This window comes from Naasia sp. SYSU D00948, from assembly GCF_017916515.1.
GTDB lineage: Bacteria > Actinomycetota > Actinomycetes > Actinomycetales > Microbacteriaceae > Naasia.
Genome location: NZ_JAFMTA010000001.1, coordinates 2,179,431 through 2,197,673, shown reverse-complemented (window position 1 = coordinate 2,197,673; position 18,243 = coordinate 2,179,431). Strand labels below are relative to the sequence as shown.

Sequence of the window (18,243 nt, the reverse complement as noted above, 5' to 3'; positions counted from 1 at the left end):
GTGCACGACATCGTCACCATTCCCCACTGGATCGACGGCGCCCCCCGCGACGGCGCCGGCGGCCGGTTCGGTCCCGTCTACAACCCCGCCACCGGGCGTCAGACCGCCCGGGTCGCCCTCGCCTCCCGCTCCGAGGCCGAAGAGGCGATCGCGACCGCCAAGGCGGCCTTCCCGGCCTGGCGGGACCTCTCGCTCGCGAAGCGCCAGCAGGTCCTCTTCTCCTTCCGCGAGCTCCTCAACGCACGCAAGCGGGAGCTCGCCGCGATCATCACGGCGGAGCACGGCAAGGTGCTCGACGACGCCCTGGGCGAAGTCGCCCGCGGTCTCGAAGTCGTCGAGCTCGCGACGGGATTCCCGCACCTGCTCAAGGGTGAGTACAGCGAGAACGTGTCGACCGGCGTGGACGTCTACTCGCTCCGTCAGCCCCTCGGGGTGGTCGGCATCATCAGTCCCTTCAACTTCCCGGCGATGGTGCCCCTGTGGTTCTTCCCCATCGCGCTCGCAGCCGGCAACACTGTCGTGCTGAAGCCCAGCGAGAAGGACCCGTCGGCCGCGCTCTGGCTGGCCGAGCTCCTCGCCGAAGCCGGCCTGCCGTCCGGGGTGTTCAACGTCCTGCAGGGCGACAAGGAAGCGGTCGACTCGCTCCTCGAGCACCCCGATATCGCGTCTGTCTCCTTCGTCGGCTCCACGCCCATCGCGAAGTACGTCTACGAGCGCGGCACGGCGGCCGGCAAGAGAGTGCAGGCCCTCGGCGGCGCGAAGAACCACATGCTGGTGCTGCCCGACGCGGACCTCGACCTCGCCGCCGATTCCGCGATCAACGCCGGCTTCGGCTCCGCCGGCGAGCGCTGCATGGCGATCAGCGTCCTCGTCGCGGTCGAGCCCATCGCGGACGCACTGGTCCAGAAGATCCGTGAGCGGATGAGCCGCCTGAGGGTGGGAGAGGGAACCCGCGGCTGCGACATGGGGCCGCTGATCACCCGTGAGCACCGCGACAAGGTGGCGGGCTACCTCGACGTCGCGGCCTCGGACGGTGCGGCTGTCGTCGTCGACGGCCGCGGCGTGGAGGTCGACGGCGACCCGGACGGGTTCTGGCTCGGCCCGACGCTGATCGACCATCTCCCCACCTCGTCCCCTGTGTACACGGACGAGATCTTCGGTCCCGTGCTCGGCGTCGTGCGAGTGTCCTCCTTCGAGGAGGGCGTCCAGCTCATCAACAGCGGCCGTTACGGCAACGGAACCGCGGTGTTCACCAACGACGGCGGCGCCGCCCGGCGGTTCCAGCGCGAAGTGGAGGTGGGGATGATCGGCATCAATGTGCCCATTCCCGTTCCCGTCGCCTACTTCTCCTTCGGCGGATGGAAGGAGTCTCTGTTCGGGGACGTCAAGGCATACGGGGCCAGCGGCTTCGGCTTCTTCACCCGCGAGAAAGCCGTCACCTCCCGATGGCTGGACCCGTCGCACGGCGGCATCAACCTGGGTTTCCCCCAGAACTGAGACCGCTCCTGTGACCGGGCTCCGCCCCCTCCGCCCGTGATCGCCGGACCGCATCCCGGAGACGCGCTGTCCCCGCGACGCCGGGGGGTCCTCATCACCGTCCTCGGCGCCCTGGTGGCGCTCGGTCCCTTCACGATCGACCTCTATCTCCCCGCCTTCCCGTCCCTCCGGGACGAGCTCGAAGTGGGGGACGCGGCGGTCCAGCTCACCCTGACCGCCACGATCGTGGGTTTCGGGGTGGGACAGCTCCTCGTCGGGCCGTGGAGCGACAGAGTCGGCCGTCGTGTCCCTCTCGGCGTCACGACACTCCTGCACATGGGGGCATGCGCGGGTGCGGCGCTCGCTCCGGATGCCACCTGGCTGGTGGTGTTCCGAGTCCTGCAGGGCGCGGGAGCGGCCGGCGCGATGGTGGTGGCCATGGCCCTCGTCCGGGATCTCTTCGGCGGTCGCCGGCTCGTCGTCATGCTCGCCCGGATGTCGCTCGTGGCGTCACTCGCGCCGATCGTCGCGCCCGTCATCGGCTCACAGATCCTGCGCGTGACCGACTGGCGCGGGATCTTCACGTTCCTCGCCGTTTACGGTCTGCTCGCCGCCGTCGTCGCCGCCTTCCTCGTGAGCGAGACCCGTCCCGGCATCGTGGTCGGCAGCGAGCAGCGGCGACGGACCCGCGACCGCTACCGGGCTCTCTTCACGGACCGAGTGTTCGTCGGCGTCGCGATCGTCGGCGGTCTCCGTTTCGCCGGGCTGTTCGCGTACCTGGCCTCCTCCCCGTTCCTCTTCCAAGGCCTCTACGGCTTCAGCCCCCAGGAGTACGGTCTCCTGTTCGCCATCAACTCACTGGGACTCTTCGCCGGGGTCCAGCTCAGTGCCCGGCTCACCCGCGTGATCGGCCCGCAATGGATCCTGCTCGGTTCCACCCTGTTCCAGCTGGGCGCCGCCATGGCGGTCATCGCCGGTCAGGGCCTCGGCATAGGTGTCACGGTCGTGTCGCTCTTCGTCTTCGTGACCGCGTGCGGGTTCGGCCTGCCGATGATCCAGGTGCTCGCGCTCGCACCGCACGGACCGGAGGCCGGGACCGCCGCGTCGGTTCTCGGCGCGATCAACTTCGGCCTCGCCGGCGCCATATCGCCCGTCATGGGTGTCGTCGGCACGGAGACAGCCGGCCCGATGGCCGGTGTCATCGCCATCACCGCGGCGCTGGGTCTCGCCGCGATCCTCTTCGTCGTGCGGCCGCGGTCGGTGCCGCCGCTTCCCGACTGAGGGTCACTCGCTGGGCTGGACGAGCTCCTGGAAGAGCGTGACCTGGAGGCCCGCCGGCGCGCGCAGCCGTGAGTTCAGCGACCGCCACGGCGTCTCCCGGGGCGTCGCGATGAGCTCCGCCCCGCCCTCGACCGCGCGGTCGGTGACGCCCGCCGAGTCGTCGACCTCGAGCGCGACGCGCAGCCGGTCGCTGCGCTGTCCCTCGGCCTCCACCTGATCGATCATCCGCACCTGCGCCGGATTCGACAGCTCCAGGGTCGCCCGGCCGGCGTCGAGGATGATCACCTGCGCGCCGCCCTCCCCCGCGTACGCCTCCTCCTCCGGCATGCCGAGGACGTCCCGGTAGAACCGGACCGCCTCCTCCCAGTCCTCCGCCTCCACGACCAGCCGCAGCTGCCGCACTCCACCCGTCGGTTTGTCCGTCATGGGCACAGCGTAGAGGGCACGGATCGCACGCCCAGGAGCGTTCCCTACAATTGTCCGGCTGCGAGACAGGGGGGCTTGAGTGGCGGACGTGCGGGCTGGAATGGCGGATGTAGTGGCGGCGATCACCGACTGGGATCTGTTCTGGAAGATCTGGGGCACCCCGATCTACATCCTCGGGGTGATCATCGTCGCGATCGTCGCCCGCATCGCCCTGCACTACGTGGTGCGCAGCGTCGTCGAGCGCATCGTCCACGGTGTCAAGAAGCGCCAGCGCGTGACGGACACGCAGGCGCTGCACGCCACGCCGCTGCAGGCGGTCCGGGTCGTGCAGCGCGCCCGCACCCTCGGCTCGGTGCTCAACAACATCGTCACCGTGACGATCGTCATCATCGCGCTGCTCCTCATCGTGACGGCGCTGAACCCGAACATCACCGGCGCGTTCTCGCTCATCACGGCCGCGCTCGGCGCGGGACTCGGCTTCGGCGCCCAGAACATCGTCCGGGACGTGCTCAACGGCCTCTTCCTCGTGATCGAGGACCAGCTCGGCGTGGGCGACGTCGTGGACACCGGACAGGCGACGGGCGTCGTCGAGAACGTCGCCATCCGCACCACCCAGATCCGCGACGTCAACGGCACCCTCTGGTACGTGCGCAACGGCGAGATCCTGCGGGTCGGCAACATGTCGCAGGGCTGGGCGAGGGTCATCGTGGACCTCGCCGTGCCCTACGACGCCGACATCGACGCCGTGCAGGACCGCATGCTGGAGACCGCGCAGGCGCTGGTCGAGGAGGCGAAGTGGCGCCCGGCGATCCTCGAGCGCCCGGAGATCTGGGGCCTCGAGTCGATCTCCTCGGAGGCGCTCGTCATCCGGCTCGTCGTCAAGACGCGGACCTCGGCCCGGGACGACGTCGCCCGGGAGCTCCGGATGCGACTGAAGCGCGCCCTCGACGAGATGGAGGTCAAGCTGCCCTCCCTCAACACCGTCGTGCTCTCCGGCTTCGACGGTGCGGCGAGCGTCAAGGGCGCCAAGACCCCGACGAGGACCGAGTCCATCGCCGCCCTCCCGCAGAAGAAGACCCACCCTCCCCGCACGAAGACGACCGAGGCGGCCACGCCGGCGCGTCCGAAGGCCGCGAAGGCCCCCAAGCCGGACGGAAGCAGCTGATGAGCGACGAGGGCCCGCGCGAGGCCTCCCCGGTGACCCTGCGCATGTCACAGGGCGGACCGGCCATGCAGGGCAACTTCTACGAGCAGGTCGGCGGCCGGCCCACCTTCGAGCGCCTGGTCCGCGAGTTCTACCGCGGCGTCGCGAGCGATCCTCCCCTCCTCGCCCTCTATCCGGAGGAGGACCTGGAGCCCGCGATCCAGCGGCTGACCGGCTTCCTCGAGCAGTACTGGGGCGGCCCGACCACCTACAGCGAGCAGCGCGGCCATCCCCGCCTGCGCATGCGGCACGCGCCCTTCGTCGTGACGCCGGATCAGCGGGACCGGTGGCTCCGGCACATGCGGGCGGCGGTCGACTCGATCGAGCTCCCGCCCCTGCAGGAGGCCACTCTCTGGGCCTACCTCGAGCGCGCCGCCCACGCCATGGTCAACCGCTTCGAGGGCTGAGCAGCCGCTCCGACTATCCCAACAGGGACCAGGGGCGCCGCCGCACGAGCACGTGGCCGCGCCGCGACGTGATCCGCGTCCAGGCCCCCGCCTCGAAGACCGGGATCTCCTCGGCAGGGTCGCCGAGGAAGCCGAGGGACCACGCCGCGAAGCCGGCACCCGCCGGCAGGTCGACGCCCTCGATTGGCCGGCCCCAGATCTCCGAGCGCACCCTCCGCACGATGTGCTCGCCGGTGCCCTCGGGCAGCGCGTTCGCCACGGCGTCCACGCCCGCGCGGGCCGCGGTCTCGAGGGCGGCCCCGGTCGTCGAGCCGATCCGCTTCCAGCCGCCTCTGGGCGGCGAGATCCCCGCCCAGGTCACCGTGCTCACCTCGGTCGGCACCGCGATGGACGGCGCCTGCCCATCGTCGGACGCCTGCTGGGCCCGCTGCAGCCGGTCGAGCAGGGAGCGGACCGGCACGACCGCGTCGAACTCCGCCTGGTCGGCGAGGGCGAGGGTCCGCAGACCGAGGACGGTGTGCCCCTCGTCGAGTATCCCCGCGGGGTAGAGGACCGCCGTGTAGACGGCCAGGACGCCGGAGCCGGCGACGAGCCGCACCGACCCGTCCTCCACGCGCCCCGCGCGCCCGAGATAGGTGATGAGATCGCCGATCGAGAGCGGGTCGGCAACGCGAATCGAGCGGTCCACGGCCTCCTAAACTAACTGACCGAGCCTCGCATCCGGCGCGAGCGCCGATGAGGGGGCCTGTTGTCCGATCCGCTCGCGTCCCTGCTTCACGCGCTCGACCTGACGGACACCGGGGCGCGCACGAGCGAGGACATCTTCACCGGCCCGTCCGAGTGGAACCCGCACGGCCGCGTGTTCGGCGGGCAGGTGCTCGCGCAGTCGCTGCTCGCCGCGATCCGGACCCTCGCGGAGGACCGCGTCGTGCACTCCATGCACGCGTACTTCCTCCGTCCCGGGGACGTCCAGCACCCGATCACGTTCGCCGTCGACCGCATCCACGACGGCCGGTCCTTCTCGACGCGCAGGACGCAGGCGTACCAGCAGGGCGTGCCGATCCTCTCGATGATCGCCTCCTTCCAGATCGAGGACGAGGGGCTCGAGCACCAGGAGGAGCCGCCGGACGGCCTTCCGGACCCCGAGAGCCTGCCGACCGCGGCCGAGGCGCTCGCGGGCGTCGAGCATCCGATCGCCCGCTTCTGGGCCGAGACGCGCCCCTTCGACATCCGTCACGTGCCCTCCCCCATCTACCTCCGCGTCGAGGGCGACCGGGTGGCCTCGCAGGCGGTCTGGTTCCGCACGCTGGGTCCGCTTCCGGACGACGCGAACCTGCACCGCGCGGCGCTCGCGTACGCGAGCGACTACACGATCCTCGAGTCCATCCAGCGGAGGCACGGCATCGCCTGGACGACGCCGGGCCTGAAGGTGGCGAGCCTCGACCACGCGATGTGGTGGCACCGGTTCGCGCGGGTCGACGACTGGCTGCTGTACACGCAGGAGTCGCCGAGCTCGGGCGGAGGGCGCGGCCTCGCGCAGGGCCGGATCTGGGATCGGCAGGGCCGCCTCGTCGCGAGCGTCGCCCAGGAGGGGATGATCCGCGTCCCCCGCTGACGCCGCTCCTCTGGCGCTGACGCCGCGCTGTGCGGGATCATCGCCCCGTGACCTCGACCCGCGTCACCCGTGAGATCGCGGCGCCACCGGCCGCGGTCTACCGCGCCCTGATCGATCCCGACGCGATCACCCGCTGGAAGGCTCCCGCGTCGATGACGTGCGTCGTTCACGAGTTCGAGGCGCGCCAGGGCGGGAGGTTCCGGATCTCCCTCACCTACGACGACCCAGGCGCGGCGGGCAAGACCACCGGCCACACCGACACGTACCACGGGCGCTTCGAGCGCCTCATGCCCGGCTGGCTCGTCGTCGAGGTCGACGAGTTCGAGTCCGACGACCCAGCTCTGCTCGGGGAGATGAGGATCACGATCTCCCTGTCCGACTCGGACGGCGGGACCCACCTCGTCGCGGTGCACGACGGTCTGCCGCCGGGCGTGAGCCCTGCGGACAACGAGCTCGGCTGGCGGGAGTCGCTCGACCGGCTGGCGGAGCTGGTCGAAGCCCCCGACGAGAGCGGGGTCGCCGACCGCCCCACTAAGACGCGCTAGCGGCGGCTGAACACGACCGGCGCCTCGACGTACGGCTCCCAGGCCGCGCGCTCGCGGTCGCTGATCCGCTTCGGGCGGCCGGTGGCGGCATCCACCATCACGATCGTCGTCGACGCCCGGCAGTACAGCTGCCGGGGCTCGGCGTGCTCGGGCGAGTAGATCTCGTAGCAGACCTGCAGGCTCGCTCCGCCGAGCCGCCCCACCCACAGCTCGATGTCGAGCGGCGCGCGGAGATACGGGATCGGGAGGAGGTACTCCATCTCCTGGTGCGCGATGAGCGTGAGGGTGGCGGAGCCGGGGCGGGCGTCGAGGATCGCTGTCGTCGGGAACGGCGAGTCCGGGTCACCGGGGTCGGTGGCCCAGAACGCCTGGATCCGCGCCTCCTCCAGGATGCGCAGCATCTCCGCATTGTTGACGTGCGCGTACGCGTCCAGGTCCGACCAGCGGAGCCGGATCGGCACGTGCAGTCTCACGCGGGTCCCGTCAGCTGCGGGTGAGCTTGCGGTACGTGGTCCGGTGCGGACGCGCGGCCTCGGGCCCGAGCCGCTCGACCTTGTTCTGCTCGTACGCCTCGAAGTTGCCCTCGAACCAGTACCAGTTCGCCGGGTTCTCCTCGGTGCCCTCGTACGCGAGCAGGTGGGTCGCGACGCGGTCGAGGAACCACCGGTCGTGCGTGATCACCACGGCGCATCCGGGGAACTCGAGCAGCGCGTTCTCCAGGCTGCTGAGCGTCTCGACGTCCAGGTCGTTCGTCGGCTCGTCGAGCAGGAGGAGGTTGCCGCCCTGCTTGAGGGTGAGCGCGAGATTGAGCCGGTTGCGCTCGCCGCCCGACAGGACGCCGGCCGGCTTCTGCTGGTCGGGGCCCTTGAAGCCGAAGGTGGAGACGTAGGCGCGCGACGGGATCTCGGTCTTGCCGACGCTGATGTAGTCGAGGCCGTCGGACACGACCTGCCAGACCGTCTTCTTCGGGTCGATGCCGGCGCGGCTCTGGTCGACGTACGAGATCTGCACCGTCTCGCCGACCTTCAGCTCGCCGCCGTCCAGCGGCTCCAAGCCCACGATCGTCTTGAAGAGCGTCGTCTTGCCGACGCCGTTGGGGCCGATGACACCGACGATGCCGTTGCGGGGCAGCGTGAAGGAGAGGCCGTCGATGAGGAGCCGGTCGCCGAAGCCCTTCTCGAGCTTCTTCGCCTCGATCACCTGGTTGCCGAGGCGCGGCCCGACGGGGATCTGGATCTCCTCGAAGTCGAGCTTCCTCGTGCGCTCGGCCTCCGCGACCATCTCCTCGTACCGGGCGAGGCGGGCCTTTGACTTCGCCTGACGGCCCTTCGCGTTCGAGCGGACCCAGTCGAGCTCGTCGGCGAGGCGCTTGGCGAGCTTCGCGTCCTTCTTGCCCTGGACCTGGAGGCGCTCCTGCTTCTTCTCCAGGTACGTCGAGTAGTTGCCCTCGTAGGGGTAGAGGCGGCCGCGGTCGACCTCGGCGATCCACTGCGCGACGTTGTCGAGGAAGTAACGGTCGTGGGTGACCGCGAGGACCGCGCCCGGATACTTCGCGAGGTGCTGCTCGAGCCAGAGCACGCTCTCGGCGTCGAGGTGGTTGGTCGGCTCGTCGAGCAGCAGGAGGTCCGGCTTCTGGAGCAGGAGGCGGCAGAGCGCGACGCGGCGCTTCTCACCGCCGGAGAGGTTCGCGACCGGGGCGTCGGCGGGCGGCGTCCGGAGCGCGTCCATCGCCTGCTCGAGCTGGGAGTCGAGGTCCCAGGCGTCGAGGGCATCGATCTGCTCCTGCAGCGTGCCCATCTCCCCGAGGAGCTTGTCGTAGTCGGCGTCCGGATCGGCGAGCTCGGCGCTGATCTCGTTGAAGCGGTCCAGCTTCGCCTTCGTGTCCGCGACGCCCAGCTGGACGTTCTCGAGCACGGTCGCGCTCTCGTCCAGGTTCGGCTCCTGCTCGAGGATGCCGACGGTGTATCCGGGGCTCAGCTTGGCCTCGCCGTTGCTGGGCTGGTCGAGACCGGCCATGATCCGGAGGATCGTGGACTTCCCGGCACCGTTGGGGCCGACCACCCCGATCTTCGCGCCGGGCAGGAAGGCCATGGTGACGTCGTCCAGGATGACCTTGTCGCCGTGCGCCTTGCGGGCGCGCACCATCGAGTAAATGTATTCGGCCACGTTGTATCCCTAAGCTGCCGTGCGCGGTTGAGTCAGCCGTCCAGTCTACGCGCCGCCTCCGAGGACGCTTCTTCCCGCGCAAGCGGAATCAGGAGGCGAGACGCCAGGGCAGCTCCGGGCGTCGGTCCTCCACGAATCCGTGCCGCTGCGCCATCCGGGCGACCTCAGCGAGACCTTTGGCGAGGTTCCAGGGCTCATGGGAGTCGCTCGCGAAGGTCACCCTCTCGCCCCCCCCTCGGCGATCCACCACCGGAGGATCAGCGGATCGAGCGGGATCCTGGCACTGACCTCGACCGCGCGGCCGCCGTCCGCGACCGCCCGGAGGGCGAGCCGGAACTCGTCCTCATGGCCGCCAGGGTCGAAGGGCCTCGCATGGCGGGGCCAGGTCCGGAGCGGATAGTCGATGTGCGTGCACACGTCGAACCGCGACGAGCCGGCCATCATCCGCGGGATCTCGGCGAGGTAGTCGCCCAGCACCTGCTCCGGCGCCTGCTCGGAGTACAGCGCATACGGCTCCGCGACGGCATCGAGGTACCCCTCGGCGTCGAACTCGGGGGCGCGGAGGATCCCGTCGTCCCCGACGAACTGCGGGTAGGTGTCCTTCAGCTCGCCCGCCCGGAACGGCGTGAAGTCGACGTGCTCGGTGAACGCGATCGCCGGCAGCCCGAGGGCGGCCGCCTTCGCACACGTCGCCGTCATGGACCCCATGAGGGCGTCCCAGGACCATTCGCTGTGGACATGGCTGTCGGCCGGCATCACGATCGGGCAATCCTCGCACCGGTGTCCGGCGACGGCGATCCCCTCGTTCGGCGGCGACCGCACATCCGCGCCTGCCCGACTCCGGCGCCGGCGTCCCGGGCGCAGCGAGCCTCGGAGAGGCGTGCCCAAGCGGGCCGGAACGCGCCGAAACCGGTCAGAACGGAGGGTCCGCCTCGGCAGGGGCCGGAGCACCCCAGTCCCCGCCCTGTGCCGGAGCGCCGGCACTCGGGACCGGTTCCGCGGCGGGCTCCCCTGCGGGCCGCCTCGTGTACGTCGCCGTTCCCCAGAGCAGGTCGGGACCGACCGCGTCCGCGACGACGTCGAGCGTGCTGCCCGACCGGCCCTTCTCGTCCTGCCAGTCGCGGAGCGTCGCCCGACCGGTCACGAGGATCCGGTCGGTCCGGTGGATCGACTCCTTCGCATTGAGCGCCAGCTTGCCGAAGGTCGTCACCGTGAGCCAGCTGGCGGCCCCGTCCTTCCAGGTCCGCTCCTTCTCGTCGAACCTGCGCTCCTGCACGACCACGCGGAAGGTGGTGATGTGGGCGCCTTCCGCCGTGCGGACGTACTTGGGATCCGTGCCGACCGTGCCGACCGCGGTGAGCGTCATCTGGGCCAAGGTTCTCCTCCTGTCGATGCGTGGGAGGGAGCCGGGCGGTGCCGGTGGGAGTGCCCGGCTCCCCGTCCAGGAGGATGCGGGCGCGAGCCTTGCTCGGACGGCCGAAGGCCCGGGCCCGTGAGGAACGGGGCCGGGCCTTCGCATGTGCAGGGCTCAGGCGGCCTTGATGTACTCCGCGTAGCCCTTGCGGACCTTGTTCACCTTGGGCACGGCGACCGCCAGGCAGTAGCCCTGGTTGGGGTTCTTCGCAAAGAAGTCCTGGTGGTACTCCTCCGCCCGGAAGAACTCCCCCAGCGGCTCGATCTGCGTGACGATGCCGCCGTCCCACCACTCGCCGGCGCGGTCGCGCGCCCGCTCGAACAGCTCCTTCTGCTCGTCGTTCGCGTAGTACATCGCCGACCGGTACTGCGTGCCGATGTCGTTGCCCTGGCGGTTCAGCTGCCGCGGGTCGTGCAGGGTGAAGAACACGTCGAGGATGACCTCGCGCGGGATCACGTCGGGGTCGAAGGTGACCGCGACGGCCTCCGCATGGCCGGTCGTCCCCGTGCACACGAGCTCGTAGCTCGGGTTCGTCACGGTGCCGCCGGTGTAGCCGGACACCACGTCCTGGACCCCCTTGAGGTCGCGGTACACCGCGTCGAGGCACCAGAAGCAGCCTCCTGCCAGTACGAACGTCTCCATTGCATCTCCTCCTCCGGCCGCTGCGGGCCCAGGTAAGTCCAACAGGGGTGGGCGGGACGCCATTCCCTAGGCTGGTGCGGTGAGCGCAGACTCGACCCGCTACGTCGCGGCACCCGACCGATACAGCATCCTCGACTACCGTCGCACAGGTCGGAGCGGCCTGCTGCTGCCGCCGATCTCGCTCGGCCTGTGGCACAACTTCGGCGACGAGCGCTCTCTCGACAGCCAGCGGGCCATCCTGCGCCGGGCCTTCGACCGCGGCATCACCCACTTCGACCTCGCCAACAACTACGGGCCCCCGCCCGGCTCCGCGGAGCGCAACTTCGGCCGCATCCTCGCCGAGGACCTCCGGCCCTACCGGGACGAGCTCATCGTCTCGACGAAGGCGGGGTACTACATGCACCCCGGACCCTACGGCGAGTGGGGATCGCGGAAGTACCTGCTCTCGTCCCTGGACGCGAGCCTGCGCCGGATGGGCCTCGAGTACGTCGACATCTTCTACTCTCACCGCCCGGACCCGGACACGCCCATCGAGGAGACGGCCGGCGCGCTCGCCACCGCGGTGACGAGCGGGAAGGCGCTCTACGTCGGCGTCTCCAACTACAGCCCGGAGCAGACCGCGCGCGCCGCGGAGGTCCTCGCCGACCTCAAGGTGCCGCTCGTGATCCACCAGCCGCGCTACTCGATGTTCGACCGGCACATCGAGGAGGGGCTCTTCCCCGTCCTCGAGCAGTACGGGATCGGCTCGATCGCCTTCTCCCCGCTCGCGCAGGGCCTGCTCACCGACCGCTACCTCGCGGGCGACATCCCGCCGGACTCCCGCGCCGCGACCAGCCAGTTCCTCTCCCCGGACCGGATCGACGAGACCTACCTGGAGCGCGCACGGGCCCTCAACGCGATCGCCGAGCGGCGGGGCCAGACGCTCGCGCAGCTCGCGCTCGCCTGGGTGCTCCGCCAGCCCACGGTCACCTCGGCGCTCATCGGCGCCTCGAGCGTCGAGCAGCTCGACCAGAACCTCGCCGCCCTGGACGCGCCGCCGCTCACCGAGGAGGAGATCGCGGAGATCGACCCGTACGCCGTGCACGGCACGGCGCTGCGCTGAGTGGGCTACGTCTTCGGGCTGCTCTCCGCCCTCCTCTTCGGCGCCAACGGCTCCGTCGCGAAGCTCGTGATGCAGGGCGGCGTCGACCCCGCCGCCCTGACCTTCTTCCGCTGCCTGGGCGCCGCGCTCCTGTCCGGCGCGTTCGTGCTCGCGATGGACCGGCGATCCCTGCGAGTGTCGCGACGGACGCTGCTGGGCTGCGCCCTGCTCGGGGTCATCGGCGTGGCGGCGATGCAGTGGCTCTACGCCGTGGCCATCGACCGGCTGCCGGTCGGGATCGCGCTGCTGCTCGAGTACCTCGGCGTCCCGCTCGTCGCGGTCGTGGCGTGGCTGTTCCTGTCGGAGCCGGTGCGAGCTCGCCTCTGGGGCGCGATCGCCCTGGTGATCGGTGGCCTCGCGGTCGTCGCCCAGGTCGGGGCCGCCCAGCTCGACGCCCTCGGCATCGTCGCGGCACTGGGGGCCGCGGCGGCCCTGGCCGCCTACTTCCTGCTCGGCGAGCGGGGCGTGGCGGACGCGCCGCCCATGGTGGTGGCGTTCTGGTCGATGCTCTTCGCCGCCCTGTTCTGGGCGGTGCCCAGCCGCTGGTGGGAGGTCCCGCCGTCGGTCCTCACCACATCGGTGGAGACGGGAGCAGGTCCGGCCGCTCCGGTGTGGCTCGGACTCGCGTGGGTGATCGTGCTGGGGTCCTTCGCTCCCTACCTCCTCAGCTACCTCGCCATCAAGCGCCTGGGCGCGACCCGCTCGGGCATCCTGGCGGCGGCCGAAGTGGTGTTCGCGTTCGCGATCGCCTGGCTGTGGCTCGGCGAGTCGCTCACCCCCGCTCAGGCCGCGGGCGCCGGCCTCGTCCTCGCCGGGATCCTGCTCGCCCAGACGTCCCGGCCACGAGTGGCAACTCCCATCGAGGCGGACCTCGCGCTCGTGCCCTCCGCCGATGTCGGAGGCAGGTCTTAGCGTCCTCGCAGAAGTTCACGGAGGCAGGGCCGGCTGCCGGACAGACGAGGAGCAGAACCATGACCTTGACCCTTCCGGTCGCCGCCCGGCGCAGCGGCGTCGACTTCGTCCAGCTGAACAACGGCCTGTGGCGCATCACCCGCGCCTCGGGGGCCGTCCTCGGCTACGTCGAGCAGCTGAGCTCCGGCCGCTTCGCCGCCAAGCGGCTCGCGTCGAGCGGCCGCGCCTTCCTCCCGGTCGGTGAGTTCCGCTCGTTCGGCGACGCGGTGGACTGCCTCCGCTTCGGCTGACGAGGCCGGGCCTATAGTCCACCCATGCAGTGGTGGGACAACCTGATCGCCTGGCTCGACACGGACTCCGGACGGCTGGTGCTGCTCGGCGGTGTGGTGCCCTTCATCGCCATCCTCGTCGCCGGGCTCCTGGCCGCGTGGATCGCCCGAGCGAGCGTGCGGCGCATGCTGGCCCGTCGCGACCGCGAGAGCCGAGCCGCCGTGATCGGGCTGCTGGTGGACTCGGCGCGGCAAGCCTCGGTGTGGAGCTCGTCCTCCCCGAGCGAGCGCACCCTCATCGAGCGCGCGGTGGCGGAGGCGGACCTCGCACTCCGCCTCCTCCCGGCGCGCGGCGCACGGTTGGCCGCCGAGTGGGCCGCGCACGAGATCGCCGGGCTTCGACGAGCCTCCGCGGTGTTCTCCCTGGAGTTCGACCAGCCTCTCGCCGACTTCCGCGACCGCCTCATCTCCTGGCACCGCCGCCCTCGGCGGGCGCGCAAGCTCTTCGAGGCTGACCTCATCCGCTGGCGGGCCGAGGCGTCCGACGCGCGGAACGCATCGGACGGGGAGCCACTCGTGCCCGCGGTCGCCGTCCCTTCCGGCCGGGCGGCCCAGCAGGCGCCGTCCGCTCGCATCGAGCCGGCGATCCCGGACATGCAGCCTGCGGTCCCGCACGCTCCGCGGACGGAGACTTCCGTCGAGCGGGGAGAGCCCGGCCAGGTCGAGCCGCCGACGGATGAGGAGTTCGCCCGTCCCGTCGCACGGGCCGGTGGCGCTTCGCCGGAGGCGTAATCGGATAGCCGGCCTATGGCGCCGGTTATCCTCGACCGACGTGAACGATCCGCGGAACACCCTCGCGTCGCTGATCACGTCGGCGCATCACCTCACTCGCATCGCCGCCCGGGCAACGGGCGACCAGACCTCCCCCGCCGTGTGGCGGACCCTCTCGGTCCTCCGGTCCGAGGGACCGCTGCGACTCGGCGATCTGGCGGCTGCTAGCCGGGTGGCGCAGCCCACCATGAGCAAGCTCGTCCAGAACCTCGCCGGCGACGACTACATCCGCCGCATCGCGGACGTCGAGGACTCCCGCGCCTGGCTCATCGCGACGACCCCCAAGGGAGAGCGCGCTCTGCTCGAGTGGCGCGACCGGCTCACCCAGGCCGCGGCGCCGTACTTCGCCGGCCTCACGACCGAAGAGGCGGAAACTCTCGCCGCCGCCGCCGACATCATCGAGCAGCGACTCACGCCCGCGGCGGAACTCGCCGCCTGATCGCGCGCCGCCAGTTCCCCTGATCCGGCCGTAGACTTGCCCGGCCCGCCCCGATAGCTCAATGGATAGAGCAACGGCCTTCTAATCCGTAGGTTGCAGGTTCGAGTCCTGCTCGGGGCGCCACAGATCGACGACCGAGCACGAGGTCCGGGTGCGGAGCTCAGGCTCGTTCCTCCCGAGCCTGAGCTCCAGGCGAGAGGATCCACTACACCGCCGGGCTACCCGTTCCAGTCGGCTCTCTCGCCACCCGTGCGGTCAACATAGCGCCCCTCGTTCGGGGGGCAACAGTGCCGGTACCTCTTCGTTACCTTCCGGCCCCCGCACTCGGCGGGGGCAGGGCGTTGAAGGTCCGGTCGCGGCGCACCAGTATGGGCGTGACAGCGAAAGGTCGCCGGCATGCCGAACTCACCTGAACCCATTCGCGATGACTCCGTGCGCCTGGTGGCAGCCGTGGCGGCACGGGGACCGGAGTCGGAGCTGGCCCGCGAGATAGCGGAGTCAGCCATCGAGACCCACTCCCCGACCGAACTCGCCGTCGATGTGGCCGACATCGCCGCGACCTCGCTCGAGGCGCTCGCCACCTCCGAGGGCGAGGATAAGGAAACCCTGCTGCAGGAGCTCACCGACCGCCGCCAGCGCGTCGAGTAGCCCCCGGCACGACCGCGCTCCCTCCCGGCTCTGCCCCCAGTACGCGGGGGCGGACCGGCGCGCCCGGCCCCGACGAGGCCGTCCTCCGGCAGACTGTCGGACTGTGGACGCGGGGGCGAGACAGCAAGACGAGGCGTCGACCCTGCGGATCCACCCGATGCGGGACCTCTGGCTCGAGGGCTGGCTGTCCTTCGCCGCGATGTCGCTTCCGGCGTTCGCCGCGCTGTACATCGTCACGGCGTCGACCGGGTGGTGGCCGGCGGTGCTGATCGCCCAAATCGCCGCGACCGGCGTATTCGCGGCGGTCGCGGGGCGGCTGCGAGGAGCGGGGGTCGTGCTCGACGCCGACGGCATCTACGAGCGCGCGTATCTCCGCTCGACGGTCTTCACGCCGCGCCAGCTCGTCGCCGAGGTCCTGGTGATCCCCGTGCACCGCACCCTCCTCGACGAGGTGACCCACCAGCTGTTCATGGTCGACGCGGCCGGACGGACGCTGCTCCGCATGCGCGGACAGCTCTGGCACCGCCGCGACCTCTACGCCGCCGCCCATCACTTCGACGTCCCCGTCCGGGTCCTCGAGCCCGCCCTGACCTGGGCGCAGCTGCGCCGATCCCCCTATCGGCGCAACCTGGAGCGCTTCGAGCGGCATCCGCTCATCACGGCGACGTCGCTCGCCGTCCTCACCGTCGCGGTCATCACGCCCGTTCTCGCAGTCGTGACCGACTGGGTCAGCTCCTAGCCGACAGGGTCTTCCTCCTCGCGCCACCTGGCGTTCATGATCGCTCCACCCCCGGTTCGTCCGGCTCCGGCCGAATGGACGTGTGACGAACGAGACCTGGACTCTCCGCACCGACGCCGTGCGCCTCATCGCGCACCGCGGCTCCAGCGCCGCCTACCCCGAGCACACCCGCGCCGCCTACCAGCAGGCACTCGACGACGGCGCCGACGGCATCGAGACCGACGTGCGACTTACGGCGGACGGCGTCGCGGTCTGCTGGCACGACCCCACGGTCGACCGCACCACGGAGGGTCACGGCGAGCTCGCCGGCTACACCCTCGACGAGCTCGCGCGCCTCGACCTCCTCCGCGGCAAGGACATCCCCGCCACCCACGGCGACCCGGCCCGCCAGCTCATGACCCTGGCCGCGCTGCTCGAGCTCGCCCGCGGAGCGGGACGTCCGCTCATCCTCGCCGTGGAGCTCAAGGCGAGCGCCAGTCCCGACGTCCCTCTGATCGATGCGGTCCTGTCCGAGCTGGAGGCGGCCGGATGGGATCCGGCACTCGGCCTGCTGGACGCGGTGCAGATCTCGCTCCAGTGCTTCGACGAGGCGACGGCGAGGCTCCTGCTCCAGTGCGTCCCGGCGCACCTGGTCATGCTGCTCACGCACCCGCGGGGCGACGACGAGCCCGCCGCTCACGCGCTCGTGGATGCGGGCAGCGCCCACGTCGGCCCCTCAATCGAGTGGATGCGGCGCCGCCCCGAGCGCATCCTGGACTGGCTCGCCCAGGGCACCACCGTGCGGGCCTGGACGATCGACGAGCCGGACGACCTCCGCTTCTGCCTCGGGCTCGGAATCGCCGAGATCACCACGAATCGGCCCCGCGAGCTGCGTGCGGCACTGGCGGCCCCGACGACGGCTGCCGCGCCGACGTCGGGAGCGGCGCTCCAGACCGCCTGAGCGCGGGCGCCGCTCAGGCGAGCAGTCCGGCGACGCCGAGCACGAGCGAGGCCACCGCGAGCAGCAGCGAGACGCCGATGAGGGTCGCGTGCACGACCAGGAAGCGAGTCGGGCGCCCGGAGGCGTCGCGCGAGCGCGGGTCGCGGAGGATGCGGCGGAAGAACGCGGGCCACACGACCAAGTTCCAGATCCCGTTGAGCAGCAGGAGCACGGCCAGGGTCGTCGTCACCGCGACAGTCTAGGTGGGGCCCCTCCCGGCTCCGCCGTCCGCCAGCTGGGCTGCACCGCCTCTCTGGCGTCCGCGGCTCGGGTGACCGCACTGCGGGGCCTTCCGGGCTCGGCCGCCCGGCCACCGCGGCTGGCTAGACTCGCCTGGTGGCGAACGGCTCCGAGCGACTGGTCTGGATCGACTGCGAGATGACGGGTCTGGACCTCGCGGTGGACGAGCTGGTCGAGGTGGCCGTGGTCATCACCGACTACGATCTCCAGCCCGTGGATCCCGGGCTCTCGCTCGTGATCCGGCCGGACCAGTCCGCACTCGACAACATGAACGACGTCGTCCGGACGATGCACACCGACTCGGGGCTCCTCGAGGAGATCCCCCACGGGATCAGCCTCGCCGACGCCGAGTACAAGGTCCTCGAGTACATCCAGCGGTTCGTTCCCGCCGCCGGCACGGCTCCCCTGGCCGGCAACACCATCGGCACCGACCGCGCCTTCCTCAGCAAGTACATGCCGCGGGTGGACGGCTGGCTCCACTACCGCAGCGTGGACGTGTCCTCGATCAAGGAACTGGCTCGCCGCTGGTTCCCCCGCATCTACTTCAACGCCCCGCAGAAGGCGGGAGGCCACCGTGCTCTCGCGGACATCCTCGAGTCGATCCGGGAGCTCGAGTACTACCGCAAGGCCGCGTTCGTGGCGCCGCCCGGTCCCACGACCGAGGAGGTCCAGGCGGTGTCGACGGCGGTCGTGGAGGAGTTCGCCTCTCGGCTGTAATAGAATCGATCGTCCGCTCGGAGCAGTCCGGGCGGGTTCGCCCCGTCGCAGGACGGGCATGGTGGGCGTAGCTCAGTTGGTAGAGCGCTGGCTTGTGGTGCCGGATGTCGCGGGTTCAAGTCCCGTCGTCCACCCCAATACTTCACGCGTCG

At 70.9% G+C, this 18,243-nt stretch carries 24 protein-coding genes and 2 tRNA genes; 17 read left to right on the top strand and 9 right to left on the bottom strand.

The window, feature by feature from the left end:
- The gene (locus J3P30_RS10350) at window positions 1-1,497 is read left to right on the top strand and encodes a CoA-acylating methylmalonate-semialdehyde dehydrogenase (RefSeq protein ID WP_210480947.1); all 1,497 of its coding nucleotides are present in this window, start codon (window positions 1-3) and stop codon (window positions 1,495-1,497) included.
- A 36-nt stretch (window positions 1,498-1,533) separates the two neighbouring features.
- Entirely contained in the window at window positions 1,534-2,757 is a 1,224-nt protein-coding gene (locus J3P30_RS10345) for a multidrug effflux MFS transporter (RefSeq protein ID WP_210480946.1), read from the top strand.
- Window positions 2,758-2,760: 3 nt separating this feature from the next.
- Here the strand turns inward: J3P30_RS10345 and J3P30_RS10340 are convergent, their stop codons facing one another.
- Window positions 2,761-3,183, bottom strand: coding sequence for a glyoxalase/bleomycin resistance/extradiol dioxygenase family protein (locus J3P30_RS10340; RefSeq protein ID WP_210480945.1), 423 nt, complete (start codon window positions 3,181-3,183; stop codon window positions 2,761-2,763).
- A gap of 112 nt (window positions 3,184-3,295) precedes the next feature.
- Between J3P30_RS10340 and J3P30_RS10335 the strand changes: the two genes are divergently transcribed.
- Together J3P30_RS10335 and J3P30_RS10330 are read left to right on the top strand one after the other, a co-directional pair.
- Complete coding sequence (locus tag J3P30_RS10335; RefSeq protein WP_307807473.1) at window positions 3,296-4,348, top strand: mechanosensitive ion channel domain-containing protein; 1,053 nt, start codon at window positions 3,296-3,298, stop codon at window positions 4,346-4,348.
- Between the two features lie 44 nt (window positions 4,349-4,392).
- Complete coding sequence (locus tag J3P30_RS10330; RefSeq protein WP_374058567.1) at window positions 4,393-4,794, top strand: globin; 402 nt, start codon at window positions 4,393-4,395, stop codon at window positions 4,792-4,794.
- 13 nt (window positions 4,795-4,807) lie between these two features.
- Here the strand turns inward: J3P30_RS10330 and J3P30_RS10325 are convergent, their stop codons facing one another.
- Window positions 4,808-5,482: a hypothetical protein gene (locus tag J3P30_RS10325; protein ID WP_210480943.1), complete on the bottom strand. Its 675-nt coding sequence runs from the start codon at window positions 5,480-5,482 to the stop codon at window positions 4,808-4,810.
- A gap of 60 nt (window positions 5,483-5,542) precedes the next feature.
- Here J3P30_RS10325 and J3P30_RS10320 point away from each other — a divergent pair, with 60 nt between their 5' ends.
- Entirely contained in the window at window positions 5,543-6,409 is an 867-nt protein-coding gene (locus J3P30_RS10320; protein ID WP_210480942.1) for an acyl-CoA thioesterase II, read from the top strand.
- A 47-nt stretch (window positions 6,410-6,456) separates the two neighbouring features.
- Complete coding sequence (locus J3P30_RS10315; RefSeq protein ID WP_210480941.1) at window positions 6,457-6,954, top strand: SRPBCC family protein; 498 nt, start codon at window positions 6,457-6,459, stop codon at window positions 6,952-6,954.
- On the opposite strand, the gene J3P30_RS10310 is transcribed toward J3P30_RS10315, so the two are convergent.
- From J3P30_RS10310 to msrA, 6 genes are all read right to left on the bottom strand, one after another.
- A complete protein-coding gene (locus J3P30_RS10310; RefSeq protein ID WP_210480940.1) occupies window positions 6,951-7,427 on the bottom strand; it encodes a thioesterase family protein in 477 nt (158 codons plus the stop codon). The two genes, J3P30_RS10315 and J3P30_RS10310, sit on opposite strands and share 4 nt — an antisense overlap.
- Before the next feature lie 10 nt (window positions 7,428-7,437).
- Complete coding sequence (gene ettA, locus J3P30_RS10305; protein ID WP_210480939.1) at window positions 7,438-9,120, bottom strand: energy-dependent translational throttle protein EttA; 1,683 nt, start codon at window positions 9,118-9,120, stop codon at window positions 7,438-7,440.
- Window positions 9,121-9,208: 88 nt separating this feature from the next.
- Window positions 9,209-9,340, bottom strand: coding sequence for a hypothetical protein (locus tag J3P30_RS15450; protein ID WP_282593732.1), 132 nt, complete (start codon window positions 9,338-9,340; stop codon window positions 9,209-9,211).
- Window positions 9,337-9,876 carry a PHP domain-containing protein gene (locus J3P30_RS10300; RefSeq protein WP_246853257.1) on the bottom strand — a complete coding sequence of 180 codons (540 nt, stop codon included), beginning with the start codon at window positions 9,874-9,876 and terminating at the stop codon, window positions 9,337-9,339. Before J3P30_RS10300 ends, J3P30_RS15450 begins: the two co-directional genes overlap by 4 nt.
- Before the next feature lie 157 nt (window positions 9,877-10,033).
- The gene (locus J3P30_RS10295) at window positions 10,034-10,486 is read right to left on the bottom strand and encodes a single-stranded DNA-binding protein (RefSeq protein WP_210480937.1); all 453 of its coding nucleotides are present in this window, start codon (window positions 10,484-10,486) and stop codon (window positions 10,034-10,036) included.
- Between the two features lie 162 nt (window positions 10,487-10,648).
- Complete coding sequence (msrA, locus tag J3P30_RS10290) at window positions 10,649-11,176, bottom strand: peptide-methionine (S)-S-oxide reductase MsrA (protein ID WP_210480936.1); 528 nt, start codon at window positions 11,174-11,176, stop codon at window positions 10,649-10,651.
- Between the two features lie 79 nt (window positions 11,177-11,255).
- On the opposite strand from msrA, the gene mgrA reads away from it, so the two are divergent.
- From mgrA to J3P30_RS10245, 9 genes are all read left to right on the top strand, one after another.
- Window positions 11,256-12,278: an L-glyceraldehyde 3-phosphate reductase gene (gene mgrA, locus J3P30_RS10285; RefSeq protein ID WP_210480935.1), complete on the top strand. Its 1,023-nt coding sequence runs from the start codon at window positions 11,256-11,258 to the stop codon at window positions 12,276-12,278.
- Entirely contained in the window at window positions 12,279-13,229 is a 951-nt protein-coding gene (locus tag J3P30_RS15610) for a DMT family transporter (protein ID WP_210480934.1), read from the top strand.
- A 59-nt stretch (window positions 13,230-13,288) separates the two neighbouring features.
- Window positions 13,289-13,519, top strand: a complete 231-nt coding sequence (locus tag J3P30_RS10275; RefSeq protein WP_210480933.1) for a hypothetical protein — start codon at window positions 13,289-13,291, stop codon at window positions 13,517-13,519.
- 24 nt (window positions 13,520-13,543) lie between these two features.
- Window positions 13,544-14,290, top strand: coding sequence for a hypothetical protein (locus J3P30_RS10270; protein WP_210480932.1), 747 nt, complete (start codon window positions 13,544-13,546; stop codon window positions 14,288-14,290).
- Between the two features lie 40 nt (window positions 14,291-14,330).
- The gene (locus tag J3P30_RS10265) at window positions 14,331-14,768 is read left to right on the top strand and encodes a MarR family winged helix-turn-helix transcriptional regulator (RefSeq protein ID WP_307807472.1); all 438 of its coding nucleotides are present in this window, start codon (window positions 14,331-14,333) and stop codon (window positions 14,766-14,768) included.
- 47 nt (window positions 14,769-14,815) lie between these two features.
- Window positions 14,816-14,891, top strand: a tRNA-Arg gene (locus J3P30_RS10260).
- A gap of 273 nt (window positions 14,892-15,164) precedes the next feature.
- Window positions 15,165-15,416, top strand: coding sequence for a hypothetical protein (locus J3P30_RS10255; protein WP_210480930.1), 252 nt, complete (start codon window positions 15,165-15,167; stop codon window positions 15,414-15,416).
- Between the two features lie 157 nt (window positions 15,417-15,573).
- Window positions 15,574-16,155 (top strand): hypothetical protein, encoded by a 582-nt coding sequence (locus J3P30_RS10250; protein WP_210480929.1) that lies wholly within the window; start codon window positions 15,574-15,576, stop codon window positions 16,153-16,155.
- 82 nt (window positions 16,156-16,237) lie between these two features.
- On the top strand, window positions 16,238-17,095 hold the full coding sequence (locus tag J3P30_RS10245) for a glycerophosphodiester phosphodiesterase family protein (RefSeq protein WP_210480928.1): 858 nt from the start codon (window positions 16,238-16,240) through the stop codon (window positions 17,093-17,095).
- A 13-nt stretch (window positions 17,096-17,108) separates the two neighbouring features.
- Here J3P30_RS10245 and J3P30_RS10240 read toward each other — a convergent pair whose 3' ends face one another.
- Window positions 17,109-17,324: an SCO4848 family membrane protein gene (locus J3P30_RS10240; protein WP_210480927.1), complete on the bottom strand. Its 216-nt coding sequence runs from the start codon at window positions 17,322-17,324 to the stop codon at window positions 17,109-17,111.
- 146 nt (window positions 17,325-17,470) lie between these two features.
- Between J3P30_RS10240 and orn the strand changes: the two genes are divergently transcribed.
- Window positions 17,471-18,091, top strand: coding sequence for an oligoribonuclease (gene orn, locus J3P30_RS10235; RefSeq protein ID WP_210480926.1), 621 nt, complete (start codon window positions 17,471-17,473; stop codon window positions 18,089-18,091).
- A gap of 61 nt (window positions 18,092-18,152) precedes the next feature.
- Window positions 18,153-18,228 (top strand) — tRNA-His (locus J3P30_RS10230).
- The last annotated feature ends 15 nt before the right edge of the window (window positions 18,229-18,243 follow it).

Coding starts and splice junctions, on each gene's coding strand:
- J3P30_RS10340 (WP_210480945.1), bottom strand. CDS start 3,183: ATGACGGACAAACCGACGGGTGGAGTGCGGCAGCTGCGGCTGGTCGTG.
- J3P30_RS10330 (WP_374058567.1), top strand. CDS start 4,393: ATGTCACAGGGCGGACCGGCCATGCAGGGCAACTTCTACGAGCAGGTC.
- J3P30_RS10300 (WP_246853257.1), bottom strand. CDS start 9,876: ATGCCGGCCGACAGCCATGTCCACAGCGAATGGTCCTGGGACGCCCTC.
- J3P30_RS10295 (WP_210480937.1), bottom strand. CDS start 10,486: ATGACGCTCACCGCGGTCGGCACGGTCGGCACGGATCCCAAGTACGTC.
- msrA (WP_210480936.1), bottom strand. CDS start 11,176: ATGGAGACGTTCGTACTGGCAGGAGGCTGCTTCTGGTGCCTCGACGCG.
- J3P30_RS10275 (WP_210480933.1), top strand. CDS start 13,289: ATGACCTTGACCCTTCCGGTCGCCGCCCGGCGCAGCGGCGTCGACTTC.
- J3P30_RS10270 (WP_210480932.1), top strand. CDS start 13,544: ATGCAGTGGTGGGACAACCTGATCGCCTGGCTCGACACGGACTCCGGA.
- J3P30_RS10255 (WP_210480930.1), top strand. CDS start 15,165: ATGCCGAACTCACCTGAACCCATTCGCGATGACTCCGTGCGCCTGGTG.
- J3P30_RS10250 (WP_210480929.1), top strand. CDS start 15,574: ATGCGGGACCTCTGGCTCGAGGGCTGGCTGTCCTTCGCCGCGATGTCG.